Annotated in this window: 21 protein-coding genes and 3 pseudogenes; 1 reads left to right on the top strand and 23 read right to left on the bottom strand. The window is 70.7% G+C overall.

The window, feature by feature from the left end; all coding sequences use genetic code 11:
- Positions 1-136: 136 nt before the first annotated feature.
- From AB0N66_RS10010 to AB0N66_RS10000, 3 genes and pseudogenes are all read right to left on the bottom strand, one after another.
- Complete coding sequence (locus AB0N66_RS10010) at positions 137-1060, bottom strand: hypothetical protein (RefSeq protein ID WP_365430901.1); 924 nt, start codon at positions 1058-1060, stop codon at positions 137-139.
- Positions 1061-1155: 95 nt separating this feature from the next.
- Complete coding sequence (locus AB0N66_RS10005; RefSeq protein ID WP_365430900.1) at positions 1156-2169, bottom strand: BadF/BadG/BcrA/BcrD ATPase family protein; 1014 nt, start codon at positions 2167-2169, stop codon at positions 1156-1158.
- A pseudogene (locus AB0N66_RS10000) lies at positions 2166-2630 on the bottom strand (uracil-DNA glycosylase); the annotation flags it as partial. The gene AB0N66_RS10005 and the pseudogene AB0N66_RS10000, both read right to left, overlap by 4 nt.
- Before the next feature lie 233 nt (positions 2631-2863).
- Between AB0N66_RS10000 and AB0N66_RS09995 the strand changes: the two are divergent.
- The gene (locus AB0N66_RS09995) at positions 2864-3541 is read left to right on the top strand and encodes a uracil-DNA glycosylase (protein WP_365430897.1); all 678 of its coding nucleotides are present in this window, start codon (positions 2864-2866) and stop codon (positions 3539-3541) included.
- Between the two features lie 266 nt (positions 3542-3807).
- On the opposite strand, the gene AB0N66_RS09990 is transcribed toward AB0N66_RS09995, so the two are convergent.
- The 20 genes and pseudogenes from AB0N66_RS09990 to AB0N66_RS09895 form a co-directional block, all read right to left on the bottom strand.
- A complete protein-coding gene (locus AB0N66_RS09990) occupies positions 3808-5517 on the bottom strand; it encodes a glycoside hydrolase family 9 protein (protein ID WP_365430895.1) in 1710 nt (569 codons plus the stop codon).
- A gap of 170 nt (positions 5518-5687) precedes the next feature.
- Positions 5688-6215: a hypothetical protein gene (locus AB0N66_RS09985; RefSeq protein WP_365430893.1), complete on the bottom strand. Its 528-nt coding sequence runs from the start codon at positions 6213-6215 to the stop codon at positions 5688-5690.
- 21 nt (positions 6216-6236) lie between these two features.
- On the bottom strand, positions 6237-7700 hold the full coding sequence (locus AB0N66_RS09980; protein ID WP_365430891.1) for an aldehyde dehydrogenase family protein: 1464 nt from the start codon (positions 7698-7700) through the stop codon (positions 6237-6239).
- Positions 7701-8239: 539 nt separating this feature from the next.
- Positions 8240-9145, bottom strand: coding sequence for a BadF/BadG/BcrA/BcrD ATPase family protein (locus AB0N66_RS09975; protein ID WP_365430889.1), 906 nt, complete (start codon positions 9143-9145; stop codon positions 8240-8242).
- Positions 9142-10161 (bottom strand): SIS domain-containing protein, encoded by a 1020-nt coding sequence (locus tag AB0N66_RS09970; RefSeq protein ID WP_365430887.1) that lies wholly within the window; start codon positions 10159-10161, stop codon positions 9142-9144. Before AB0N66_RS09970 ends, AB0N66_RS09975 begins: the two co-directional genes overlap by 4 nt.
- Entirely contained in the window at positions 10158-11276 is a 1119-nt protein-coding gene (locus tag AB0N66_RS09965) for a Gfo/Idh/MocA family oxidoreductase (protein WP_365430885.1), read from the bottom strand. Before AB0N66_RS09965 ends, AB0N66_RS09970 begins: the two co-directional genes overlap by 4 nt.
- Entirely contained in the window at positions 11273-12025 is a 753-nt protein-coding gene (locus AB0N66_RS09960) for a TIM barrel protein (RefSeq protein WP_365430883.1), read from the bottom strand. Before AB0N66_RS09960 ends, AB0N66_RS09965 begins: the two co-directional genes overlap by 4 nt.
- Positions 12022-14031, bottom strand: coding sequence for a primary-amine oxidase (locus AB0N66_RS09955; protein ID WP_365430881.1), 2010 nt, complete (start codon positions 14029-14031; stop codon positions 12022-12024). Before AB0N66_RS09955 ends, AB0N66_RS09960 begins: the two co-directional genes overlap by 4 nt.
- A gap of 41 nt (positions 14032-14072) precedes the next feature.
- A complete protein-coding gene (locus tag AB0N66_RS09950) occupies positions 14073-14849 on the bottom strand; it encodes a GntR family transcriptional regulator (protein WP_365430879.1) in 777 nt (258 codons plus the stop codon).
- Between the two features lie 11 nt (positions 14850-14860).
- Positions 14861-15901: a Gfo/Idh/MocA family oxidoreductase gene (locus AB0N66_RS09945; protein WP_365430877.1), complete on the bottom strand. Its 1041-nt coding sequence runs from the start codon at positions 15899-15901 to the stop codon at positions 14861-14863.
- 103 nt (positions 15902-16004) lie between these two features.
- A complete protein-coding gene (locus tag AB0N66_RS09940; protein ID WP_365430875.1) occupies positions 16005-16976 on the bottom strand; it encodes an NAD-dependent epimerase/dehydratase family protein in 972 nt (323 codons plus the stop codon).
- Positions 16973-17764, bottom strand: coding sequence for a sugar phosphate isomerase/epimerase (locus AB0N66_RS09935; RefSeq protein WP_365430873.1), 792 nt, complete (start codon positions 17762-17764; stop codon positions 16973-16975). The genes AB0N66_RS09940 and AB0N66_RS09935 overlap by 4 nt, the downstream gene beginning before the upstream one ends.
- A gap of 43 nt (positions 17765-17807) precedes the next feature.
- On the bottom strand, positions 17808-18482 hold the full coding sequence (locus tag AB0N66_RS09930) for a ThuA domain-containing protein (protein WP_365430871.1): 675 nt from the start codon (positions 18480-18482) through the stop codon (positions 17808-17810).
- A gap of 58 nt (positions 18483-18540) precedes the next feature.
- The gene (locus AB0N66_RS09925; RefSeq protein WP_365430869.1) at positions 18541-20217 is read right to left on the bottom strand and encodes an ABC transporter substrate-binding protein; all 1677 of its coding nucleotides are present in this window, start codon (positions 20215-20217) and stop codon (positions 18541-18543) included.
- 71 nt (positions 20218-20288) lie between these two features.
- Entirely contained in the window at positions 20289-21470 is a 1182-nt protein-coding gene (locus AB0N66_RS09920) for an ABC transporter ATP-binding protein (protein ID WP_365430867.1), read from the bottom strand.
- Positions 21467-22429, bottom strand: a pseudogene (locus AB0N66_RS09915) (ABC transporter ATP-binding protein); the annotation flags it as partial. The gene AB0N66_RS09920 and the pseudogene AB0N66_RS09915, both read right to left, overlap by 4 nt.
- A 255-nt stretch (positions 22430-22684) precedes the next feature.
- Positions 22685-23500: pseudogene (locus AB0N66_RS09910) on the bottom strand (ABC transporter permease); the annotation flags it as partial.
- Positions 23501-23577: 77 nt separating this feature from the next.
- Complete coding sequence (locus tag AB0N66_RS09905; RefSeq protein WP_365430865.1) at positions 23578-24552, bottom strand: ABC transporter permease; 975 nt, start codon at positions 24550-24552, stop codon at positions 23578-23580.
- Between the two features lie 3 nt (positions 24553-24555).
- Positions 24556-25284: a ThuA domain-containing protein gene (locus AB0N66_RS09900; RefSeq protein ID WP_365430863.1), complete on the bottom strand. Its 729-nt coding sequence runs from the start codon at positions 25282-25284 to the stop codon at positions 24556-24558.
- Between the two features lie 13 nt (positions 25285-25297).
- Positions 25298-26404 (bottom strand): Gfo/Idh/MocA family oxidoreductase, encoded by a 1107-nt coding sequence (locus AB0N66_RS09895; protein WP_365430861.1) that lies wholly within the window; start codon positions 26402-26404, stop codon positions 25298-25300.
- Positions 26405-26407: the final 3 nt, after the last annotated feature.

The raw sequence follows: 26407 nt of genomic DNA, 5'->3' as shown, positions 1-26407 counted from the left end.
AGCTTCTTTGGCCCCTGAGCAGTCCGGATCTCCCGGATCTTGAAGTCCATCGCATCCCCTGAACTGGGGTGTTGCGACGACCACTAGAACGGAAGCATGGGAGCGGGCCCTTTCGCGGTTCTCTGTGGTGCCGGGCTCAGCGCACCGGCGCCCCCTGCGGCTGCTGCGGCGCGATGCCCAGCGCCGCCGTGTACTTGGCCAGCGCCAGCTTGCCGATCGCCGGGTACGGGCCGAGCGCCTCGGCGGCGGCGCAGCCCGCCTCCTTGGCAGCCGCGTCGAGCAGACCCGCGTCGATCTCGGGACCGATCAGATACGGCGCGAGGGCCAGCTGCTGGGAGCCGGAGTTGCGCAGCTGCTCGGCGGTGGCCGCGATGGAGCCCTCCTCGTCGAGCGCCGCCGCCATGACAGGTACGGCGAGCCGCGCGGCCAGCAACATGCCGGTGATCCCGGCCGCCTGCACGGCTTCCTCGCCGCCCACGGAGGCGAGGATGATGCCGTCCGCGGCGGTCGCAACGGTGAACAGCCGGGCGCGGTCGGCGCGGGCCAGACCCGCCTCGGACAGGCGCACGTGCAGCCCCTCGGCGAGCAGCGGGTGCGGGCCGAGCACATCGCCCAGGTCCGCCGCGACGCGGCTGTCCATGACGGCCTGGCGGATCCGGCGCAGCAGCGCGTTGTCCGGCCCGGCGAGCAGGGGCACCACGACGGCCACGGGCCCGTCGGGCTTGGCCACGTCCGTACCGGCGGCACGGGACTGCTCGAAGCGGGCGGTGCGCTCCTCGGAGGCGCGGACCAGCACTGACTGCAGCGTGGGGAACTCGGCGTCGTCCCCGTCGAGGTACCCGATCCGGGCGTCGAGACCGGGGAGCTCGGAGCGCGCGATGCTCACGACCTCCTCGGTGAGGCTGCGGGTGGCCGCGCTGGGGGTGCCCGGCACCGCGAGGACGAGCGCGGGCGCGCCCTCGGGAGCCACCAGGGCTTCCGGGCGGCGGTGCCGCCCGGGCTGGCGGGGTCGCGGCATTCGTACTGGCAGGCCGGACGCGGGCCCAGTGGGGGAGCTCATGGCGCCGAATGTTACTGGTTTCTTGGGTTCCCTTGTTCGGGGAGGGTGCAGGTGAGCGGTATCCGTCCGCTTTTGTCTGATGAGTTACGTACGGATCAGAAGTGATCAGTACGACGAAAGTGTCTATTCGTCTCTTTGGTTACCACGTGCAACATCCGTTGGTCCCTGGGGAGGGTGAGTTCGTCGTTCGCCAGGTCGACGGCGATGCGGACGGCGCCGTGCAGCGGGTCACCCGCGGCCGGTACCTGCCGGGCGTGCGGCAGTTGCTCCGCGAGCTCCTTTCGCAGTGGTACGAGGAGGGGGTCGCCCATCTTGAACAGGCCGCCGGTGAGGGCGACTCGGGGCTCTCCCGTGCGCGGGCACACAGCGGCCGCCGACTCGGCGATGCTCCGCGCCGCCGCGCGCAGGATGTCCGCCGCGATCTGGTCGCTCTGGGCGCAGACGGCCACCTGGGGTGCGAAGGCGGCGAGCACGGCGGGCCGGTCGGTCCGCGGATACAGAGCGCCCGGCAGGCCCGGAATCGGACCGAACATCTCCTCGGCGTGTGCCCGTAGCGCCGCCGATCCGCCACGGCGCCCGTCGAAGGACCGGACGGCCGCGTCGAGACCGGCGCGGCCGATCCAGGCCCCGCCGCCGCAGTCGCCGAGGAGATGGCCCCAGCCGTCGGCTCTGCGCCAGCTCTCCAGGTCCGTGCCGACCGCGATCATGCCTGTGCCCGCGGCGACGACCGCACCCGTCTGCCGGCCGAGCGCGCCCACGTACGCGGTCACCGCGTCGGCGGCCAGCGCCAGCCGCGTCACGCCGAGTTCACGCTCCAGCGCCGCCGGCAGCTCGGCGCGCAGCTCGTCGCCGAGCGTTGCCAGGCCCGCGGCTCCGACGGCGACAGCGCCGAGTTCCTCGACCCCCGCGGCGGCCATCAACTGCCGGGCCATCGGCAACAACTGCTCCAGGAGATGGCCGGTGTCGATGCCGCGCGGGCCCGTGCGCACCGGTTCCTTCGAGGTCAGCGGTACCCCGTGGACCTCGCCGCCCACGGCGAGTGCCGCGCGCAGCCCCGAACCTCCCGAGTCCACCGCCAGCACACCGGGCCGCGGGCCGGCGCGCGTCACGGCAGGCGCCAGTCCACCGGTTCGGCTCCCTGCCCGGTCAGCAGGTCGTTGGCCCGGCTGAAGGGCCGGGAACCGAAGAAGCCACGGTCCGCCGACATGGGGGAGGGGTGGGCGGATTCCACCGAGGGCAGTTCGCCGAGGATCGGGCGCAGCTTGCGGGCGTCGCGGCCCCACAGGATCGACACCAGCGGGCGCCCTCGCCCGGCCAGTGCGCGTATCGCCTGCTCGGTGACCTCTTCCCAGCCCTTGCCGCGGTGCGCCGCGGGACTGCACGGAGCGGTCTTGAGCGCCCTGTTGAGCAACAGCACACCCTGCCGCGTCCAGGGCGTGCTGTCGCCGTTGGACGGCTGGGGCAAACCCAGGTCGGTGTTGAGATCCCGGAAGGTGTTGATCAGCCTGCCCGGCAGCGGGCGCACTTCGGGTGCGACCGAGAACGAGAGACTCAGCGTGTGTGCGGGAGTTCCGAGATCTGAGTATCGCAGGCGAGGAGTTGAGCAGGCGTGATGACTGTGGCGGAGTGGCTTGACCACTGGACGCAACAGGCTCCCCTCCTTCCTGGTGACCGGTTGTCCGATCCGCTGGAGCGGCTCGCGGACCTTGACGAGGAGGAAGAGTAGCGCCTGGGGGAGGGGCTCTGCGTAGGGGCTTACCTGTGTCTGCGGGGCGTCTGTGTGTGCCAGTAGAGTGACGCGGCGTGGCACCACGACCCTTGAATGAACTTGTTGAAGCGGGCTGGGCGAAGGCTCTGGAACCTGCGGCCGAACGTATCGCTGCCATGGGGGACTTCCTCCGGGCGGAGATAGCGGCTGGCCGGACCTACCTTCCGTCCGGGGCGAATGTCCTGCGGGCCTTCCAGCAGCCCTTCGATGACGTCCGTGTCCTGATCGTCGGTCAGGATCCCTACCCCACGCCGGGGATGGCGATCGGGCTGAGTTTCGCGGTGGCGCCGGAGGTGCGTTCGTTGCCGGGCAGCCTGGAGAACATCTTCCGCGAGATGCACTCCGACCTTGGACTGCCCCGGCCGTCGAACGGGGATCTGACGCCGTGGACCGAGCAGGGGGTACTGCTGCTCAACAGGGCGTTGACGACCGCTCCTCGTAAGCCTGGGGCGCATCGCGACAAGGGGTGGGAGGAGGTCACCGAGCAGGCCATCCGGGCGCTGGCCGCGCGAGGCAAACCGCTGGTGTCGATTCTGTGGGGCAGGGATGCCCGCAATGCCCGGCCGCTGCTGGGGGATCTTCCTGCGATCGAGTCCGCTCACCCGTCCCCGATGTCGGCGGACCGTGGCTTCTTCGGTTCCCGGCCCTTCAGCCGGGCCAACGACCTGCTGGTCGGGCAGGGTGCGCAGCCGGTGGAGTGGCGCCTGCCGTAGCGACGGTCTCTGCTGCGTCCGGGCCTGCCTGCGTTCGGTGCGCCGGAGAGGCCTTCCGGCCATCTCCTGGCCGGGGGGTGTGCTGAACCTGGATCCACCGAGGATCTTGGCCGGTGGGGTCTGTCTTCCCTGACAGGGGGTCGTCCTGAGATCGGTTACCTGCTCGGCACGGCCCGCGGCCCGAACTCGATCACGAGGTGGCTGCAGCCGAACTCCGTCGGACCGGCCCGCACGGCATGAGAACACCGCAGGGCGTGTGCTTCCTTTCAGCGGGCGGCGGCCACAGCGAGCAGGAACCAGCCTGTGTGCGGGATCCACTGCTCGGCCCACCGCCACGATTCGCCGTCCGGAGCGTCGCCGGGCAGGAAGGCGATGTCGTCCTCGTCCGTCCACCCGGAGGTGATGCCGTTGACGATGCCGCCGGGCAGGTTCGGGAAGTCCGACGCGTAGTCGACGTTGCCGCGCCCGCGGCCCTGAAGCATGCACGCCTGGAAGGGATTTCGTCCGGTGATCCACGCCAGCTGGTCGTCGGCGAAGTCCAGCAGTCGCTCCCGGTCGGCCGCGGACACGCCCTCCACGTCCGCGCAGAAACAGGCCGCCGCCGCGAGCGAGGCGATGGTGGCGTTCTCGCCCTGCCACCAGTAGCCGGTCTCGTTGGCGTGCGGGAAGAAGAACGCGTCGCGGTCGGCTCCGCCGGCTGGCCGGACCCGCTGGCGCGGGTAACCGAACGGGTTGGGCACTGCCGAGGTGCGTGCGAGCGTGTCGAGCATTGCCTCCACGGCCAACTCGCGTGCCGAGGCCGTCTCGGGCGCGTCCGGGAGGACCGTGGCGAACCGGAGCAGGGCTAGGACCGGCAGGCCGGCCTCCACCGCGTGGAAGAAGGGCCGTCCCTCCGCGTCGGCGGTGAACCAGCCGGGGCCGCCGTCGTCCGGGCGCACGTACCGGTCGCGCAGCAACCGCGCCCGGCGCTGTGCCGCCGCGTCCACTGGCGCGCCCGCCTTGACCAGTTCGCACGCGGCCAGCAGCGCCGCGTAGTCGTCGACCACCGACTCCGTGCGGTCGTCGAGGTACTCCAGGTTGTGGGCTTCGAGGTGAGCGAATCCGGTCAGCGCCGCCTCCAGATACTGCGGGCCGGTGAAGTCGCCGTGGTCGTCGAGGGTGGAGGCGCGGGCCAGGGCGGCGACGGCGAGGCCCCCGCCCTGCCGGTAGGCGGCCTGGTAGCGGTCGGTGCGGACGCACTCCGCGAGCGGCGCCGTGACGAACCGTTCGTCGAGCTGCTTGGTCAGGGCGTCGAAGATGCCGGTGTAGAAGTAGCCCTCCGGGGCGCGGAAGCGCATCAGGAAGTCGGCGCCCCACAGGGCCTCGTCACGCAGCCGGGTGCCGAGCGAGCGGACCAGGGCGGGGTGCCGCTCGGCGATCGCGTCGCGTGCTGCGGCCATCGCCCACGCGCACAGCGGTATCTGCTGAGGACTCATGGTGCGGGTGTAGGTGAGGTGGCTGAGGAACTTGCTGGGATCGCCGCTCGCATCGAGCCAGCCGCCGCGCGCGTCGACCTCGCGCCCGCTCTCGTCGCCCCACAGCCGTGCGTGCCGGTCCTTGCGGTCGATCTCGCCGGTGGACCGCATCGCCCGGAAGTACGCGAGCACGTCGGACATCGTCTGGCGCTGGATGCGGTCCGGGGCGATCTCGAACGGCTCAGACACAGCCTCGCGGCCGCTGCCGTCGACCACCCGCACCCTGTAGGTCCCCGGTCGCAGGTCCTGCGGGAGAGGAATCCGGGCGAAGGGGCCCACTCGCCAGCCCGGGACGTTAGCGACCGGTCCGGCGGTGAGCGGGCGTGGGCCGCCGGGGCTGACGAGTTCGCTCCTGCCCGGTGCGAGGCCGTCCGGCAGCACGGCGATCACCGCCTTGGACGCCGTGAGGCTGTGGCCCAGGTGGGCGGTCAGGATCGTGGGAGAGTCATTCGTCGAGCGCACCCTCGGGTACCGCCCTTTCCGTTGTGCCGGTGGCTGGGATCGGGCTGTCCGTGCGTCCGTGTGTTCATGCGTCCGGACGGTCCGGTGGTTCGTCGGAGCTGGGACCGGCCCGCCGGTCGCTGCCCGGGCGCTCCGAGCGACGATGGCTGTCAAGGTGGGCATCTGCGCTGTCACGCGAGCATTGCCGCCATCGCGACGACCATCGCGGCGCTGCCCGCCTCCCGGACGGCGGCTCGGCCCCCGCCCCTTGCCCCGTCGGCCGGTGTGGGCCCGGCTGATCTCACCAGCGCGATGAGGTGGACGCCCGCGCGGGCCAGCGCCCAGCAGACGACGAGGAGCAGGAAGAACCTCACGTTGTACGTCCCAGAGGCCCCGGGCATGTTCATACCGGACAGGTGGCCTGGCGCCGCATCGGGCTCGGATCGACTCGCGCCCGCAGTCAGCAGGGCCATCGTGGCGAGGTCCACGACAACTGGGCCCCGGCCGCCCGGCGGCCCGGCGAGCGCGGTCCACAGTCCGGCCGCAGCCACCGCGCAGGCCCCCGCCGCCAGAGCCGCACCGTCCACCCCACACGTCATCAGCGCCATGACAGCCAGAACGACCGCGGGCGGCCCCCAGTCGCGGGTCGGGCCGGCGAGCCGTTCCGCCAGACATGTGCCGGCCCCGAGGAGACCGACCAGTGCCGTCAGTTCGTGCATCGGTGCCACCGCTCGGCGCCACTAGTACGGATAGTGCACCGGGCTGCCGGTGACCGTCCGCCACCGTCGCTCGGTGAACTCCTCCAGGTTCGAGTCACCACCGGCCCGGCCGCCCAGGCCGGAATGGCCTGTCCCTCCGAACGGGGCGAGGGGCTCGTCCTGCGGTGTCGCGTCGTTGACGTGGACCATGGCGCAGTCCAGCCGGCGGGCGACCTCCGTGGCGCGGTGCACGTCGGTGCCGACGACCGAGGAGACCAGGCCGTAGCGCGTGTCGTTGGCGAGCGCGACGGCCTGGTCGGCGCCGTCGACGACCGCGACCGGTGCGATGGGCGCGAAGATCTCCTCCGTCCACAGCGCGGCGGCCGGGTGGACGTCCACGACGACGGTGGGCCGGAAGAACCTGCCCTCACTCGTGCCCCCGGTCAGTATCCGGGCACCGCCCGCGACAGCCTCGTCCAGGAGCCCCTTGGCACGCTTCAACTGCGCGTTGTTGATGATCGGGCCCAGGCCGGTGCCGTCCCGGAACGGATTGCCCACGGTGATGGCCGCGGCGCGGTCGGCCAGGTTGCGCAGGTAGGCCTCGGCGACCGAGCGGTCGACTATGTGCCGTCCGGCGCTGATGCAGGTCTGCCCCTGGTAGTGGAAGCTCGACCACGCGCCGATCATGGCTGCCTGGTCGATGTCCGCGTCGTTCAGCACGATCAGGGCGTTGTTGCCGCCCAGTTCCAGCGACGTCTTCTTGAGCAGGGACCCGGCGGTGCGGGCGATCTCGCGTCCGACCGTCGTCGAACCGGTGAAGTGGATCATCGCCACGTCCGGGTGCTCGACCAGTCGGCGGCCGATTTCCTCGCCCCCGGGAAGCACCTGGAAGATGCCCGCCGGTGCTCCCGCCCGCTCGAAGAGTTCGCCGATCGCCAGCCCGCCGGACACCGGAGTCTCCGGCGACGGCTTCAGCAGGACCGCGTTGCCGAGGGCGAGGGCCGGTGCGATCACCCGCATCCCCAGCACCAGCGGGAAGTTCCACGGTGTGATCACCCCGACCAGGCCGACAGGGACGCGCTCGGACACCGAGAAGCGGCCTTCGTGACCGGTCTGCAGCACCTCGCCGACCGGCCGGGAGGCCAGGGAGGCCGCCTCGGTGAGCTCACCGACCGCCGAGGCGATCTCGTAGTCCGCCTTGCCCGCGATGCTGCCGGTCTCCCGCATGATCAACTCGCGGAAGCCGTCGGCGTGTTCGAGAGCCGCCGCGACCCTGCGCAGGACCGCGGCACGCTGGGAGTGGGGGAGGGCCGCCCACGCACGCTGCGCGATGACCGATGAGGCCACGGCCGCGTCGACGTCCGCGATCCCGGCGCTGCCTGCTACCCCGAGCACCTCGTCCGAGGACTTGTCGTGGACCGCTAGGGTTCCACCTCCTGCGGCGGGCGGCCGGAACTGCCCGTCGACGAAGATGGCGTTCGACCAGGAGTGGTTGTGCTCTGCCATGCTCGGCTCCTTTCGGGATTGCTTCCGGGGGAGGGGAGGACTTTGCGGCCTGCCCCCGGGCGGGAGTCCGCAGATCGAGCTCCGGCGGGGCCGCTGCGGCCTCTCCGTGCGAAACGTTCGCCCGCGGTGCGCGGTGCGCGGTGTGCCTTGTGGTGACGCGTCAGCCTTGAGGTGACGGCCGTATGTCTTGGGCCGAAGTGCTCGCCTGCGTAGTGGCGTTCGCGCTTCGAGGGGAATGCCTGACTTGCGATGAAGGGCTCGCCCCCTGCTGCGGGGCGCGTGCCGTGCGGTGAGCTTCGCGCCTTGTACGGTTGTGTCCGCCCCTGGCGATCTGCGCGTCCTGTGGTGACGCGTCCGTTGTCTCGTGGTGACCGTGTGCTCTGCGGCGATACGCAGGTCGTGTGCCCTGGGGTGAGGCACAGATCCGGGGGCGCCGTCGTGCCTGCTCCTCAGGAAAGTCCTCGCCCCGCGCCGCGACGCCTGTCCCGCGGTGAGCGCCGGGTCCGGCGCACTGCCTGGCTCTCGCCCATGTACGAGCGCTACGCCGCCGCCCCTTCCGCTCCGTACCGGACCCGCGCCAGGGCCACCGCTCCGGCGACCGGGGGCACGTCCAGTAGCCGCAGCGTCAGGTCCAGCTGCGCGGCGGCGAGTCGGTCCCGCAGTCGGTCCGCGAGCAGCGGCTGTCCGAGCACCACACTTCCGGCGGCCACCACGGTCTGGCCGACGGCGCCGCGCGTCCGCAGCCGACTGACGAGGGCGATCAGGTGGGCCGCGGCGTCATCCACCACGGCGAGAGCCGAGGCGGAGCCCGCAGCCGCGGCCCGGAAGACGGCGGGTGCCGCCGGGCCCCAGGTGGCCGGAGTGGGCGAGTCGTTGACCGCCCTGGCCAGCTCCGGGGCGTCGGCGGCGCCGTAGTGCGCGAGCAGTTCGGACAGCAACCCATCGTCCTCGCGACCTTCGTCCTGCCTGGCCAGCGCCGCCTTTGCCGCCTCGCGTACGATCGCAGGCGCGCTGCCCTCGTCGCCGAGCACCCAGCCCCAGCCGCCGACGAAGAGCACAGTGCCCTCGGCGTCGGCGCCCACCGCGATGGAGCCGGTGCCGGCGATGACGCCGATCCCGCTGTCCAGCCCGGCGGCCGGGATCAGCAGCGCCGCGTCGTTGACCACCGCCGCCGGCACCGTCAGAGCCTCGAAGGCCGCGGTGAGGCGGGCGCAGTGCTCCTGCGTGTCGCAGCCCTGCGCGCCGACCCCGAGGGCGGCGATCTCGTCGCCCTCGGGCAGTACGGGTCCCACCCGGTCAAGCAGCCAGCGCGCGGCCTCCTTGACCGGAGCGGCCTCCCAGCCAGTGGACGGGACCTCGACGTCCACGCGCACCGCGCCGTCCGGCGCCGCCACCCGGATCGCGAGTTTCGTGCCGCCGATATCGGCGCCGACGAGGACTTTCATGCGGTCGGCCCCCCGGTCACCTTGATGTCGGAGTTGTGGAAGACGAACTCCTCGATGTCCACGCCCCGGACCTCGGCGACCGCTTCCACGAGGATCTGCGCGACCAGGATCTCCATGACGGCGCGCTGTGCCGCGGGCAGCCGCCGAACTCGTACGGGGTGCAGCAGAGGCCGTTGCGCGACCCGTTCCGCAGTGACGAGCACCACCGGGTGGCCGGCGGCGACCAGGGCGTCGGCCACCGCGTGCTCGCGCTCGTCGCCGAACAGGACATGGACCCCGCCGCTCGCCGACTCCATGGCGCCGTGCAGGTACTGGCGGGTGCTCATTCCGGTCGACGGAATGCGAACGACCTCCCGGAAGAGCAGGGCGGACGCCTCGGCCGAGCCCACAGCCGGCCCGGCGCCGACGAAGTCGGCCGAGGTGGCTGCTGCGAACAGCGGTGCCAGCGCCCGTACCTGCTCGGTCAGCTCCTTCTGCGTCGCGGCGAACAGCGCGCCGAGCCTGGCCCAGCCCTCGTCGACGGTGCCGCCGTCCCAGGCATCAGCGAGCATGCCGAGCGCGGCGACGGTCGCGGTGAAACCGATCGTGGACGCGTAGCTGTCCGGAACGCTGCCGATGTCCAGCACCCCGGTGGCGGCGTCGGCGATCGGCGAGGGCGCCATGTTGACGACGGCGTGCCGCAGCGACGGGTCGACGGACTCCAGCACGGCCAGCGTCTCCGCGCTGCGGCCGCTCTGCGACACCCCGAAGACCGGGTGCCGGCTCTTGGGGAACGGCAGCGGGTGGTCGCCGGCGCCGAGGCGCCATGAGTGCACGCCCCGGCTGCGCAGGGACCACACCGGGGCGCACGCGGCGGCCAGGCTGGCTCCTATGCCGACGAACACCGGTCCGGGACCGGCGAGCAGGCCGGCCGCGCCCATCGAGGCCACCGAGGGGCCCAGCCGGGCGATCGCGGCCTCCAGCTCTTCCGGCTGGGTCGCCCGGGCCTTCCGATAGGCGAGGTAGTCGTTGCTCATGTCTGCTCCGTTCCGTTGTAGGTGCACGTGGTCGGGTCCCACTGCGGTGGGATCGGGGGCACCTCAGGTGCGCTGCTCGCCACGCGGACGGGTGAGCCGAGGTTGACGGACTCCTCGACGGCGAGCATCACGTCAAGTACGTGGTAGGCCAACTCGCCGTCGGCGCGGGGTCGTTCACCGCAGCGCAGGGCGCGTGCCAGTTCGAGGACGCCGACCCCGCGGTTGCTGGGGACACCGACGGCGGGCACCGTGGACCAGGGGGCGTCGGGCTCGGCGGAGGTCAGCAGCCGGGTGTCGCCGTCGAACCCGCTGACCGGAACCTCCATGACCCCGTCGGTGCCGGTGATCTCGAACAGTTGACGTCGCAGCGGTGAGTCGAAGCTGTAGATGGAAGTGCCGACTGTCCCCGAGGCGAACGTCGTCACCACGCTGACGTGGGTGGGCACCTCGACCGGGAAGGCCGTCCCGGCGTCCGGCCCGGACCTGATCACCCGCTCGGCGCGCGGGCTCTGCCCGGTCGCGGACACCGACACGATCGGGCCCAGCAGCTGGACCAGGGTGGTGAGGTAGTAGGGGCCGATGTCGAAGAGCGGGCCTGCTCCCTCGGCGAAGAGGAACTGTGGCCGCGGGTGCCACAGGTCGGGCCCGGGACCCTGCATGAGGGTGAGTACCGTCCTGGGCTCGCCGATCGCGCCCTCGGCCAGCAGCCGGTGCGCGGTCTGCACGCCGGGACCGAGCACCGTGTCGGGGGCGTTGCCGACCACGACCGCGGCGGCATCCGCGGCGTCGAGTACGGCGCGGGCGCTCGCCCGGTCCAGCGCGAGCGGTTTCTCGCCCCAGACGTGCTTGCCCGCCGCGATGGCGGCCAAGGCGACCTCGGCGTGGGCGGCGGGAACGGTCAGATTCACCACCAGGTCCACGTCGTCGCGGCGCAGCACCTCCTCGGTGCTGCCCCACGCGGGTACGCCGTGCGTCTCGGCCTGCGCGCGGGCGCGGCCGGGCACCAGGTCGGCCACGGCGGTGACGGCGAGGTCCGGGTAGCCGGAAAGGGTCTTCAGATACTGGTCGGAGATGTCGCCGGCGCCGATGACCGCGACCCGCACGGGCCCGTTCACGCGGCTGCCCCGGTGAGGAAGTGGGCGGCGTTGCGCTCGACGAGCGGCCACACGTCGCTGTGGTGGGCGACGACCTCGACGACGGGCAGTTCCACGCTCGCCGCCGTCAGCGCCAGTACCTCGTCCATCCGCCCTGCCGTGTCGACGCCCAGCAGGGGACGGTCGTTGCCGGGCTCCCGTTCGTGCACCACGTGCAGGTACCGGACCCGGTCGCCCAGGCGCGGCAGCAGCTCGAACACATCGGCGCCGCCGACCCCGGCCCAGTACACGTCGACCTCCAGCACCACCGCGGGGTCGAGGCGCGCGGCGAGCAGTTCGTAGGCCGGAATCCCGTCGATGCGCTGGGCGAATTCGAAGTCGTGGTTGTGGTAGCCGATCCGGATGCCGCGGGCGGCGGCGGTCTCGGCGGCCGCGTTGAGCGTGTCGGCGAGCTGTTCCACGCCTGCCCGGTCGGCGATGGTGCCAGGGGCGACGTACGGCGTGATGACGCAGCCGATGCCGAGGGCCTGTGCCGCGTCCAGGATGTCCGTCACGTCGTGCCGGAGCACCGACGCGTGGGCGCCGGCGGCGCTCAGCCCGGCGTTTCGCAGCGCGGCTCCGAGCCGGTCGGTGTCGGAGAGGATGTCGAACGGCTCCACGTGGGTGAAGCCGAAACCCGCCAGGCGCGCGAGGGTGCGGTCGAGGTCGGCGGGTCCGATGTCCTCGCGCACGCTGTAGAGCTGGATCCCCAGCGGGGGTGCGGTCGTCATGCGCCGGTCTTTCCTTGGTCGTGGTGGTGTGCGTGGTCGTGCGGCTGTCCGTGGTCGTGGTGGTCGTGTCCGCCGGGGTGGCAGTGGGCGGTGGACGCGGGGATGTCCAGGGTCGGGTTGCGGTCGAAGAAGCCGTACGGCTTGAGCGCGAACCCGGTGGAGTCGACCGGCATCACCGGCCAGTCCTCGGGCCGTGGGAAGTGGGTGAGTCCGAAGGTGTGCCACAGCACGATGTCGGTGTTGTCGACGGACCGGTCCGCGGCGGTCCACTCGGGCAGCCCGGAGCCACCGCGGTGCATGTTGACCAGGTCGCCCGACGGGTAGTTCTCGTCGGGCGAGTAGGGCGTCACCCACAGGTGCCGGGTGGCGTACGTGGCCCTCCGGTGGATGTCGGAGTCCGCGTCGGCGAGCAGCACGGGGCGTCCCTCCGGGTGGAGTTGGTAGCCCACCGGGTTGCCCAGCCGGTTGGTGACCGACGGGTTGGTCACCAACCAGGAGCGGTTGCGGGTGTTGTCGGCGAGGCGCTGGGCGCCGGATTCGGTACGCAGCCGGGTGACGGTCTGGGTGAAACCGGTGCCGGTCGGGTTGTCCGGCCCGCGTGGCACGGCCACGGACTCCACCTCGTCGACGGCGTTGCCGGTGCCGTCGACCGCCATGTCCAGCCGGGCGCTGAAGAGGTGCTGGTGGTAGGGGGCGCCGAGGCCGGGGGCGAGTTCGGAGGCGAACGCGTAGCCGGGGCCGGGGTAGGCGGAGGTGAAGACGACTCCGGTCGCCTTGACCTCCAGCTCGATGGCGCCGTCGAGCGAGAAGTACCAGTAGAACCCGTAGTCGTAGTTGCCGACCGTGGCGAAGAAGGAGATCACCAGCCGCCTGTTGCGGCGGGACTGGGTGGAGCCGTTCCAGTTGTCGGAGTGCTTCCACAGGATGCCGGTGTCCTCCTCGTGGATGCAGATCCCCTGCGGGACGGTTCGCACCCCGCCAGAAGCGTCGGCGAGCACCGCGTCGAGGTAGGTGATGTCGCCCACGCAGTCGCAGCCCAGCTCCAGGGAGTTGGCGAAGCCGCCGAGCAGGTACTCGCCGCAGTCGAAGAAGTTCTGGAACCAACGCTGCGGGCTGGGATCGCCGTAAGGGACGACCATCTCGGCGAGGGAGGCGCGGTAGACAACCGGGCGCCTGCGGCCCGCGTCGTCGATGGCGATGTTGTGCAGCACCAGGCCCTCGCGCTGGTCGAAGCCGACCTGGAGGGACCAGCCGGCCCAGTTGAGGACGCCGTTCTCGTCGAGGGTGAAGCTCGGGCCCTGCGGCTGGCTGATCTCGATGGGCTTCAGACCGGCCCGCGGCGGCAGGTCTACCCAGGCAGGATCGTGGAAGTTGCCGTCCTCGTCGGGCACCGGCAGGTCCACGTGGTCGACGACGTCGAGGACTTCGCGGGTGACCACGTCCACGACGACGGTGACGCCGTCCACCGGGTGCGCCCAGCCGAGGTCGTCCGGCGTCTTCTGCACGAAGGTGAAGCAGCGCTGGAGACGGCGGCCGTCCTCGCCCTCGCCGGCCACTCCTGCCGACAGCGGGTTGACCCGGAGCCGGGAGATGTCCGTGAGGCCGCGCTTGCGCATCGCCGCGAGCCACCGCTCGTCGCGGTGCACGATCTCCTCGACGAGGGCGAACTCGGCGAGGACCACGGGGACATGGCCGTCGATGGCGACGTCCAGGGCGCGGGCCGAGACGATCCGGTCCTCGGCGGGGCAGGCGGTCACGTCGTGCGAGAGCCCGGTGTGCAGGTCGATCAGCATGACGCGGAAGCGGCGCGGGTCGATCACACCGGCGAGCAGTTCGCGCTTGTCCTGCTCGGCCAGGCCGAAGTAGGAGACATGGGTGTCCGGGCCGAGCAGTCCCTCCCGCTGGAGGAGGGCCGTGCACGCCGTGATCTCTTCGGGGCGTGGTGAGGCGAGCGCGCGTGCCAGGGCCGTTGTGTCGTGGGCGGGTGATGGTGTTGCTGTGGTCATGGTGGCTCCGCTTCTGCGAAGGAGGTTCGGGGGGCGCCGGCTCAAAGCCCTGCTTTCCGCATGAAGGAGGTGCGCAGGCGGTAACGGTCGCCTGCGTAGCGGATCGACGAGGAGAGCAACGGGCGCTGGGTGCGGTCGCGGACGATCTGCCGCATTTCGAGGACGGGGGTACCTGCCGCGATGGCGAGGTGACCGGCGAGCGCCGCGTCGGCGGGGCGCGCCTCGATGGTGGTGTCGGCCTGCGCGAGCTCGAAGCCCGCGCCGGCGATCGTGTCGTAGAGGGAACGGACGGTGAAGTCGACCTCGTCGAAGCCGACGGCGATGTCGGCGGGGATCAGCGAGTGGTCGACCGCGATCGGCACTCCGTCGAGCATGCGAACCCGCTCAAGGCGGTACAGCGGGGCGCCGGGGGCGATCTGGAACGCCTCCGCCTCGTCGAAGCTGGCCGGGCCGCTCTCGCGCCGCAGCACCTGGGACGTGGCCAGGAGCCCCATCCGGTCGGCGGTCTCGGAGAACGACTCCAGGGTGTTGGGCCACTCCTTGCGCTCCGCGGCCGCGACGTACCAGCCGCGGCCCTGGGCGGCGCGCAGCACGCCCTCCTCGACCAGGGCGGTCAGTGCCTTGCGCAGGGTGACCCGGGAGATGCCGAGCATCCCGCACAGTTCGCGCTCGGGCGGCAGGCGGGAGCCGGGTTTGACCTCGCCGACGGCGATCCGGCTCACCAGAGAGGCTCTGGCCTGCATCCACAGCGGCTCCGGATACGTGCCGTTCAGTGCCGCCGATGCGGGCGCGGCCGGGTCCGGCCGCGGTGCGCTCATGTGATCCGTACTCATGCCGGGGCCTGGACCTTCTCCCACGTACCGGAGCGCATCGAGGTGTAGCAGGCGTCCAGTACGTGGTTGACGACGACGCCGTCCTCGAAGGTCTCGCGAGGCGTGTCGCCTCGGGCGAAACAGTCGACGAAGTGCCGCATCTGCTGGCTGAAACCGTAGGCACGGGCCTCTTCCGGCACCGGGTACACCCAGCCGGTGTCGGCGTCGGCCTTCTCCACGAGGTAGCCGGCCGGGCGTTCGATGAAGCCCCACACCGGGGTCGCCGAGGTGTCGGTGACCAGGCGGCCGGCGCTGCCGACGAGTTCGTGCCGCAACTGCATGCCGCCCTTCTCGATCCACGACGACTCGACGGTGGCCATCTGGCCGCCGTCGAACTTCAGCAGTGCGATGGCGGTGTCCTCGCCGGTGGTCCGGTCCGCGTGGGCGAGGGTCGCGCCCCACGCGAAGACTTCGGTGATCGGGTTGTCCTTGCCGAAGAAGTGCCGGGCGGACTCCACGGTGTGGCACCCCATGTCGAGCAGCGCGCCGCCGCCCGCGGTCTCCGCGTCCCAGAAGTGCGGGGCGTGCGGCCCGGAGTGGGCCTCGCGCGCCCGCATGGTCAGCAGGTCGCCGATCGCGCCCGCGGCGACCATGTCGTGCGCCTTGGCGATGTTGGGCGAGAAGACCGAACTCTCCGCATAGCCGTGCCAGATACCGGCCTTGCGGACGACGTCCAGGATCTGAGTGGCCTCGGCGCCGCTGCGGGCCAGCGGCTTGGTGCACACCACGCCCTTGCCGGCCCCGGCGACCGTCCGCACCGCTTCAAGGTGCGCCTCGTTGGGCACCGCGACGACCACCAGGTCGACGGCCGGATCGGAGCACAGGGCGGCCATGTCGTCGTAACCGTGTGCGTCCGGAGCCCACTTGGCGGCCAGCGCGGTGGCACGTGCGAGGTCGCGCGAGCAGGTGGCGACCAGCGTCGCGTTCCGTACGTCCTGAAGCGCGTCCGCGTATGTGTCGCCGATGAATCCGGAACCTATGAGACCGACGCCGATCACGCGTTCCCCTTCTCTCACTTTGGTCTACCTGTGGCATGCTGTGGTCTTCTAAATATAGACCACTAAAGACCACTCGTGCACGGAGCCCTCCATCAGCTCTCCATCAGCCCTCCAACAGTGCGTCGAAGGCCCGGGACAATTCCTCGTCGACCGACCGCAGTTCCGGGTGGGCGTCGTAGTACGCCAGTACCTCCCGGGCGCCCTGCGCGAAGGACACCTCGGGCGCGAACCCCGGTACCAGCGCACGCAGTTTGGAGGTGTCGAAGAGCATCGAGTGCCGGAAGTCGTGCTCCAGCACCTCGCCCCAGCCGGGCACCCGCACGGCTATCGACTCGCTGGCGCGGTGCCGCAGCTCGGGACTGCGCACCCCGGCGGCCGTCGCCAGGGTCAGATGGATCTGGTCCCAGGTGAGGATGTCGCCGCTGACCACGTTGACGCTCTCGCCGACCGCGTGGTCCAGTCCCAGCAGCGCCACGAAGGCCCGCGCGAAGTCCCGCGCGTGGGTGAGGGACCACAGCGACGTGCCGTCACCATGCACCACCACAGGCCGGCCGGCCCGCATCCGCTCGATCGCCGTCCACCCGGCCAGCACCGGGATCACGGTGCGGTCGTAGGTGTGGAAAGGGCGCACGATCGTCAGCGGGAAGTCGCGGGAGCGGTAGGCGTCCTCCAGCAGCAGCTCGCAGGCGATCTTGTCCCGCGCGTAGCCGAACACCGGCTGGCGGCGCGGACTCGACTCCGTGATCGGCAGGTTCGGAACCGGCCGGCCGAAGACCGAGCAGGTGCTGATGAACACGTATTGCCCTGTCCGGCCGGTGAACAGCTCCGGGTGCGCGCGCACGTCGTCGGGCGTGAAGCCGACCCAGTTGACGACCGTGTCGAACTCGTCGTCGCCCAGCACCGCCCGCAGCGCCGCGGGATCGCGGACGTCCGCCCGCAGCTGCCGCACCCCGTCGGCGACCGCACGGGCCGGCTCGGAACGCGTCACGATCGTCACATCGAAGCCGGTGGCGGCGGCCCTGGCCGCCACCGCGGAACCGATCATCCCGGCACCGCCGAGGAACAGCACCCTCATGCTCGCTCCTTGGTCGCCGCCGGGAAGTGCGCGCCACGGGAGAGCCCGCGGCCGACCAGGTGGTCGTAGGAGCGCCGCAGTGCCTCGAACGTGTCGATGTGCAGCCGCTCCAGCTCGACGATGTGCCACCGCAGACCGGATGGCGTGCTCAGCGTGCGGGCCCAGTCGATGCGGCCCTCGCCGATCGGCACCATCACGTCGTCCTCGTAGCTGATCGCCGGACCGTCCTTGACATGCACGAAGCGCGCCCGCTCACCCAGTTTGGCCAGCACTGCCGCCGGGTCCGCGCCGCCCATCACCGCCCAGTAGGCGTCGAGCTCCACCAGTACCCGGCTGTCGAGCAGCTCCAGCAGCAGGTCGTACGCCTGTCGGCCGGCGAACTCCTGCGAGAACTCGGCGAAGTGGTTGTGGTACGCGATGCGCATGCCGCGGCCGGCCGCGCGTTCCGCGGCTTCGTTGACCCGCTCCACGCCACGCCGTACCGCCTCGGGCGAGTCGAACTCCTCGCGCTCCATGCTCCACACCAGGACCTCGGCACCCAACTCCTCGTTCGTGTCGAGCAGTTCCTCGGCGTCCGGGCCCGCGGGGAAGGGCGTGTGCGCGCTGGTCAGGGTGAGCCCGGCCGAGGCGATCGCATCCCTGACCCGGCGCGGTCCGAAGTGCTCCACCAGGCCGTAGGTCTCGACCCCCAGGTAGCCCAGGTTCGCCAACCGGGCCAGGGTTCCCTCCAGATCGGCTCGTGCCTGGTCGAGCACGGTGTACGTCATGACACCGATGCCGGCTGCCATGTCTCCTCCTCCGGCCGGCCCCGAGGGGCCGGCGCTCGTTGTCTCAGTCACGGCCGGACGCCCACAGCAGGGCCTGGCGGACCAGGGCGCGCACCGGGGGCTCGCCCCAGGAGCGCATGTCGTGGCCGAGCGCGAGGTAGACCACCCGGCCTTCCCCGAACTCCCGTGCGTACAGAACGGGAATGACCTCGCCGTCCGCCCGGTGCCGCTGCGCGAGCACCGTCACGTCGTCGTCCGCCAGCTCGAACTCGTAGTACTCGTCGAAGAGTTCGAAGTCGGTGACCCCCTTGGTGACGGGATGGTCGGCGACGATCTCGATCCGGTGCCGGCCCTCGTGGTGGCCGGGGCCGTGCGAGAGGTAGCGGTTGCCGAGCAGCTTGAACAGCGGGCGGTCGGCGGGGTCGAGGCCGTCGCCCTGCCAGCCCATGATGTTCGCGCCGTGCACCCCGACCAGTCCCTTGCCGGACCGCACCGCATCGGCCAGCGCCTGCTGCTGGGCCGTCGCGAAGTGTCCGCCCGCGGTGTAGAAGAGGTAGACGTCCGACTCGGCCGTCTCCGGCCGCGGATCGACGAAGCGTCCGGTGCCTATGGCCTTGCGGGTGGCGAACCCGGCCTCGACACCGAGCTGCTGGAAGACTCCGGCGGCGCTGAGCAGGTCGTGATGGATGTCGTCGCCGTTCACGACGACCATGGCTCTCGGCGTCGAGAGATGGGACATGGTTCTCCTCGCGGGGTGAGGCAGGGGACTGGTTCGGGGGCGCGCGACGCGCGGCGGCTCAGACCGGCTTCAGCCGCAGGGCGACCACCGGGTTGGGCACAGGGGTGAAGTAGGGGTCCTGCTCGGACGGGAAACCGGTCGCCTTCGCGGTGCTCCAGTTGCCGTAGCTGCCCCAATAGAACATCGGTATCCAGGGCAGGTTGTCGACGAAGATCCTCTCGATCCCGTTCAGGATCTGCTGCCGCTGGGCGTCCGTGGTGGCCTTCGGGAACTGCTTGAACAGGGCCGCGGCCTCGGCGTCGCGGAACCGCTCGATGTTCTGGAAGGTCGGTGTCGCCTTTCCGATCGGGTAGTACAGGTTGGGGTTGATCGTGTCGTTGTAGTACGAGAAGGCACGCGGCGCGGAGTTGACCGGGTAGCCCATCGTGGAGTCGAAGTCGCCTTTGCCGGTACGGGTGTTGATGTCCGTGACCGTGGTGGTGTCGATGCTGAGCTTGATGCCGATGTCCTTGAGCTGGGACACCAGTACCTGCACCCGGGAGGCGATGTCGGTGTACGCCGACGGGAAGGTGATCGAGAACTCGACCCGCTTGCCGCCTTTGCTGTAGTAGCCGTCGCCGCCCTTGGTGTACCCGGCGTCGGTCAGGGTCTTGTGCGCCTTGTCGACGTCCTGGATGAAATCGACACCCTTGTACTGCGGTGCGATCGACGAGGTGTACGCCGGCATCGGCAGTCCGGTGACGCTGGTGGCCGGCGGCGAGGCGGTGGCCGCGCCGACCTGCTTGCGGTTCACGCCGTAACTGATGGCCCGGCGGACCGCGATGTCGCTCAGCGGCCACCGCTCCAGGTTGGGGATCAGGCCGTCGGTGCCGGCCAGCGGCGCCCAGTAGTTGTTGTCCTTGCTGCGGCTGAGATAGGTCTTGTCGGCGTTGGCGATGTACGTGCCGCCCCAGTCCGCCTGGCCCTGGACGAGCGCGTTGGTCATGCTCTCGTTGTCCTTGTACGCGACGAACCGCAGCGCCTTGATCAGTGCCTTCGGTTGCCAGTAGTCCTCGTTGCGGACCAGCGTGAAGCTTTGTGGGGAGAACTCATCGAGCTTGAACGGCCCGGTGCCGACCGGGCTGTCGTCGGTGTACTTGGTCGGGTCCTTGACCTTCGACCAGATGTGCTGGGAGACGATCGGCGCCGACACCATGTTGGTGAAGAACTGCTCGGACGGCTGCGGGAAGGTGAAGACGACCTGGCTGGGCGTGGGCGCGGTGACCGAGGTGATGTCCACACCGAGCAGGTTCAGGCCGGGGTTCTCCTTCAGCATGGTGTACGTGAACACCACGTCGTCGGCGGAGAACGGGGTGCCGTCCGTCCACTTCACGCCGGACCGGAGGTCCAACGTGAGTGTCTTGTTGCCGTCCGACCAGCGCCAGGTCTTGGCCAGCCAGGGGATGTCCTTGCCGATGTCGACGGTGTTGATCTGCACCAGCGGTTCATAGATGAAGCCGCCCGAGCCCTGCGAGGTGTATGTCAGCCCCTGTGCGGTGTTGGCCAGGAACGGGTTGAAGACCTTGGTGAGGTTGTCGGACTGGCCGGCCACGGTGAGGGTGGCGTCGCCGCCGGTACTGCCGCCTCCGGACGGCTGACAGGCGGACAGGGCGACGGCGCCCGCGCCTGCGAGCGCTCCGGCGAGAAGGCCGCGTCTCGTCATACCGGACGCGATCGGAGACTGTGAAGTGGTCACGTGCGTCTGCTCCTTGAACGTAGGGACAACGGATGGAGCCCCGTGCGGGCCGGCGGGGCGGCCCCCTCGGTTCATGACGTGGGGGAGACGGGAGAGTCAGGGGTGTCCGGGGGCGCGGGGAGGGCCCCGGAGGAATCGGGCTCGTCCGGGGAGACCGGAGCGGTCAGGCTCGCGACGGCCTCGGCGTTCTCGGCCCGCCGGGCCTGGGCCTCGCTGTCGTCGGCGTACAGCCAGCACCGGGCGGATTGGCCGGGGGAAATAGCGAACGACGGGGGAGCGTCGGCCCCGCACCGCTCCATGGCGTACGGGCAGCGTGGGTGGAACCGGCAGCCGGTCGGCGGGTCGATGAGGCTCGGCGGCTGCCCGATGTCCCGCACCCGGTCGGCACCGACCCGCGAGGGATCCGGCGCGGACGCGATCAGCAGCTGCGTGTACGGGTGCGCGGGGTGCTGTGTCACCTCCTCCGACGGCCCGCTCTCGACCATCTGGCCCGCGTACATCACCGCGGTGTCGGTGGCGAAGTAGCGGGCGGAGGCGATGTCGTGGGTGACGTAGAGCATCGCCGCGTTGCGCTCCTCGGTGAGGCGGCGCAGCAGGTTGAGGACGCCCAGCCGGATGGAGACGTCGAGGCTGGAGACCGGCTCGTCGGCGAGGAACACCTCCGGGTCGGCCGCGAGCGCGCGGGCGATCGAGATGCGCTGGAGCTGCCCGCCGGACAGTTCGTGCGGGTACTTCGTGGTGAACTGCCGCGGCGGCACCAGGTTGATCTGGGTGAGGAGGTCGTCGATGACGGCCGCCCGCTCCTTGCCCCGCTTTCCGGGGTGGTGCAGGGCGACGGCCCGCTTGAGCGTGCCCGCGATGGTCGCCACCGGGTTGAAGGATGCGAAGGGGTCCTGGAGGATCAGCTGGACCTGGCGGACGTGGTCGCGGAAGGCGCGTCCGCGCATCGCCCGGACGGGTTCGCCGTGCAGCCGTACCTCTCCGCCGGTGAGCGGGTGGAGCTGGGCGAGCAGCCGGGCGAGGGTGGACTTGCCGGAGCCCGACTCGCCGACCAGCGCGGTGATCCGTCCCGCGTACAGGCTCAGGCTCACGTCCTCGACGGCGTGCACGACCTTGCGGGGGGTCCCGCGCCGCGGCATGCCGCCCCGCACCGGGAAGTGCTTGGTCACATGGACGGCCTCAAGGACGGGTGCCTCGGCTGCGCCGCCGGTGTCAGTGCCGCTGTCGGCCAATGACGTCGTTTCACCACTCATCGTGTCTCACCTGTCGCCAGTTCGTTCATGGTGATCTGGGCGTCGCGCGGGCCGGTGGGCTCCGCCGCCGTCGCATCCGTCTCCGCTGCCTGGTCCTGCTCGCCGTCCCTGTGCAGCAGACAGGCCGCCAGCGAACTGCCGCCGCCGGGGCCGGTGACCTGGTAGAGCTGCGGTACCTGTGCGGCGCAGGCGTCGAAGGCGTGCGGGCAGCGGGGCCGGAAGGCACAGCCGGAGGGGAGCCGGCGCAGGTCGGGCGGGGAGCCGGGGACGCCGGTCAGCTCCCGCTTCGGGCCGCCGAGGGTGGGGAAGGACGCGAGCAGTCCGCGGCTGTAGGGGTGCTGCGGGCGGCGGTAGAAATCGTCGGCCGACGCCATCTCGACGATCTTGCCGCCGTACATCACGGCGATGGTGTCGGAGAGTTCGATCAGCAGCGAGAGGTCGTGGGTGATGAACACGACCGAGAAGCCGAGCCGGTCCTTCAACTCCATGATCTTCTCGATGATCTGCCGCTGGATGACCACGTCGAGCGCGGTGGTCGGCTCGTCCATCACGATGATCTCGGGGTCCAGGGCCAGCCCGATGGCGATCATCGCGCGTTGCCGCATACCGCCCGACAACTCGTGCGGGTAGGAGTTGGCGCGGTCCGACGGAATCCCGACGGTGCCTAGCAGCTCGATCACCCGGGCGGCGCGTTCCTGCGCGTTCATTCCCGGCCGGTGGGCGACGATGACGTCCTCGATCTGGGCCCCGATCCGCAGCACGGGGTTGAGCGCGTGCATCGCCGACTGGAAGACGATGGACAGTTCCTCCCAGCGGAACCCCCGCAGTTCGGCCTCGTCCATGGCCAGCGCGTCGACGCCCTCGCCGTCCGGCTTGGTGTAGTGGATCTCGCCCTGGGAGATCTCGGCCGGTGGCTTGTGCAGCCTGGTGATGGCGTACGCCAGGGTGGACTTGCCGGAGCCGGACTCGCCCGCGATGCCGAGCACCTCGCCGCGCCGCAGAGTGAACGACACGTCGCTGACCGCCGGGGTGCGGCCGCCCTCGCCGACGTACTCCACCCGCAGGTTGCGCACATCCAGTACGACGTCGGTGCTGTCCTGGGTGAAGGGCGTCGGGGCCGTCCGGGCCACCGTCGGGCTCTGGCGCCTCACGCGGCGCGTCCGCTTCGCCGACACCTGGCCGCGCTGGGCCTTCTTGGTACCGATGCCGGCCTGCCGCAGCCGCGGGTTGATGAACTCGTCGATGCCGAAGTTGACCAGGGACAGCGCGGTGCCGAGCACCGCGATCGCCAGTCCGGCCGGCACGAACCACCACCAGGCGCCGGTCAGCAGCGCGCTGCCGGTCTGCGCCCAGTACAGGATCGTCCCCCAGGACCACTGCGTGACGTCGGCGAGACCGAGGAACGCCAGGCTGGCCTGGGTGAGGATGGCGGCGGTCACCGTGCCGAGGAAGGCGGCGGCGATCACCGCCAACTGGTTGGGCAGGATGTCCTTGAGGATGATCCGCCAGGTGGGTTCACCGGTGGCGCGGGCTGCCTCCACGAAGTCCCGCTTGCGCAGCGACAGGGTCTGCGCGCGCAGCACCCGGGCGCCCCACGCCCATCCGGTGACGGTGATCACCAGGATGATGCCGAGAGAGCCGCTGTGCGGCAGGTACGCGGCGAGAATGATGGTCAGCGGCAGACTTGGCAGCACCAGGAACACGTTGGCCAGCAGCGACAGCGCCTCGTCGCCGATCCCGCCGACGTATCCGGCGGTCACACCGACCACCACCGACAGGACCGTGGTGAGGACCGCGGAGCCGATGCCGACCAGCATCGAGGCGCGGGCGCCGTAGAGCATCTGTGACAGGACGTCCTGGCCGTTCTGCGTCGTGCCCAGCCAGTGCGAGGCGGATGGTCCGACGAGCGTGGTGTCGCTGACCGCCGACGGGTCGTACGGTGAGATCCACGGCGCGACCACGGCCAGTACCAGAAAGATCAGCACGATCACCAGGCCGCTGAGCGTGAGCGGTGAGCGCAGCAGGCGCAGCCAGAGGCGGTTCGGTCCGCCGGAGGACTCGCCGGCGGCTTCTGCCTCGGCCAGGACAATGGGTTGCAGGGCCATGATCAGCTCTCCCTTGTCCGCGGGTCGAGGAAGACGTACGCGATGTCGGCGAGGAGGTTGGCGACGAGCACCAGCACCGTGATGAGCAGGAAGATCGCCGACATCAGCGGGTAGTCGGCCGCCTGCGCGGCCTTGAAGAGCACCGACCCGATGCCGGGGTAGTTGAAGACGACCTCGGTGACGATGGAGCCGCCGATGACGAACCCCAGGGACATCGCGAAGCCGGACAGCGACGGCAGCATCGCGTTGCGTGCCGCGTAGGTGTACATCACCCGGCGCCGGGACAGGCCCTTGGCCTCGGCGAGCCGGACGTAGTCCTCGCTGAGCGTGGTGACCATCATGTTGCGCATGCCGATCAGCCAGCCGCCGATCGACGCGACGGTGATGGTCACGGCCGGCAGGACGGCGTAGTTGATCGCGCTGCCGAGGAAGCCGGTATTCAGACCGATGTGCTGGTCCAGCGCGTAACCGCCGGACAGCGGGAACCATTTGAAGGTGATCGCGAAGAGGTAGACCATGATGATCGCGAACCAGAAGTACGGGATGGACGACAGGAACGTCGTGACCGGCACCAGCGAGTCGAGCCAGCTGCCGCGCCTCCAGCCCGCCAGCATCCCCAGGGTGGTGCCTATGACGAAGCCGAGCACCGTGCAGATGGTGACCAGGATCAGCGTCCAGTACATGCTCTGTCCCAGGACCGTGCTGACCTTCGACGGGTAGTACGCGTAGGAGATGCCGAAGTCGCCGGTGAAGACGCTGTGCCAGTAACTGACGTACTGCTGCCAGAGGTTCTGGTCCGACTGGCCGAACAGCACCCGCAAGGCATGCACCGCGGACGGGCTCAGCTTGCCGTGGAACTGGTTGATCAGGTTGTCGGCCGGGTTGCCCGGCATGATCCTCGGGATGAGGAAGTTGATGCTGATCGCAGCCCAGGCGGTAAGCAGATAGAAGGCGGCCTTCCGCAGCAGTGTGCGCACCGGTCACTCCCCGTTCTGAGCGGGCTGATCGGGCCGACAGGCCCAGCGGGCCGCGCTCCGGACCAGCCGGCGCATTCCGGGCTCGCCCCAGATCCGCATGTCGTGGCCGAGTTGGATGTAGGCGACCCGGCCGTCCCCGTACCGGCGGGTGTGGACCAGCGGTTCGGTCCCGGCGCCGGTCTCCCGCCAGGCGACCACCCGCACGTCGGGCCGCGTGGCGAGCCGGTAGTGCTCGTGGGTCACCTCGAACGGTTCGATGCCCGAGGTGAGTTCGTGGTCCGGGTCGAGCCGCACCTCGAACCGGCTCTCGTGCGGCAGCGGACCGTGCGAGAGGTAGCGGCTGCCGATCAGCTCGGCGAGCAGCCGGTCGCCCTCGTCCAGTCGGTCGGGCGAGGAGGAGACGACCGTCGTGGAGTGCAGCGCGACCAGACCGCAACCGCCGCGCACCGCCTGTGCCAGCGCCGCCCGTTGCCCGGTCGTGAAGCGGCCCAGCGCCGTGTACAGGATGATCACGTCCGCATCGGCTGCGTCGGCCAGCGGTGCGGTGCCCAGACCGGTCCGGATCGCGAACCCCTCCTCGGTCAGCGCGCTCTGTAGCGCGAAGGCTGCGGTGAACAGGTCCTCGTACACGTCGTCGCCGCTGATCACGGCGAGAGCGGTGGGCCCTGCGGCGCGCGCGGCGGGCGTGCCCGCGCGGGCGGCCGGGACAGGGCGGGGCCGGGATATCTGCATGCGGAGGCTCGATTCAGTAGGTGGAGCGCAATTCACCGGTAGGGCTCCAGAAGCCCTCTGCACGCCCGCTGGTCAGGGCGTTGTCCATCTGGTCCAGGGGCAGCGGTACGCGCCGCCGGGACCTGCTGCTCTCATAAGTGGCGAAGATCAGTTCGGCGCCGCGCAGGGCGTGCTCCGCGTGCAGAGCCGGTCGCCGGCCGGTTCGCAGCGACTCGACCAGATCGCGGATCGCGTCGGCCGTTCCGGCGACGATCGCCGGGTCGACTCCGCGGTCCCAGTTGCGGGCATCGGTGTCGAACGGCGACTCCAGTACCAGGTCGTCCTTGCCGAAGCGTTGGACCAGGGTGCGGGCGCCGCGGATGTCGGCCCGCCCCCGGGTGCCCTGGACGATCAGTCCGAGGTCGTTCTCCAGATTGAGGACGGAGGTGTGCGGTTCGCGTCCGGTGGAGACCACCGCCCGTACCCCGTCCGCCCAGCCCACCTGCGTCAGTGAGGCGGTCTCGGTGAAGACGCCGTAGACGTAGCGGTCGACGGTGACGTCGATCTGGCCGAGCACCCACTCCGGGGCGGTGTCCTGCCGGTGGAAGAGAACGAGGTCGAGGATGTGGGTGCCCCAGTCGAAGAGGTTGGGGCAGTAGCCCTCGATGGTCACCACATCGCCGATCTCGCCCTGCGCGATCCACTCCCGTGCCTGCACCTGTACGGGCTCGAACCGCCGCTGGAGGTTGAAGGTCAGGGTCACCCCGGCGTCGGCGGCTTCGGTCGCCATGGCTACGGCGTCGCCGTAGCTGAGGGCGATCGGTTTCTCGCAGTGGACCGCCCGGGCTCCCGCAGCGATCGCCGCCCGCACCACGTCGAGGTGGTAGGCCGGTGGTGTGCAGACGCTGACGATGTCCGGCCGTACCTCCGCGAGCAGTTCGCGGAAGTCGCGGTGGACGTGGGGTATGCCGAGTGCGGCGGCCAGTGCTTCGGCGGCTGTCGTGTCGACGTCCACGAGGCCGGCCAGCGTCACTCCGGGGGCGGCGAGATAACCGAGGCCGTGCACCCTGCCCTGCGAACCCGCCCCGACGACCACCGCCGAGAGCTCCTGATCCGTCGTGGTTCGTGTGGAGCCGTCCATGAC

The sequence above is a fragment of the Streptomyces sp. NPDC093544 genome, from assembly GCF_040683495.1.
Classification (GTDB): Bacteria; Actinomycetota; Actinomycetes; order Streptomycetales; family Streptomycetaceae; genus Streptomyces.
The sequence above is the reverse complement of the archived record's forward strand: the minus strand, read 5'-3'. Positions and strand labels throughout refer to the sequence as shown.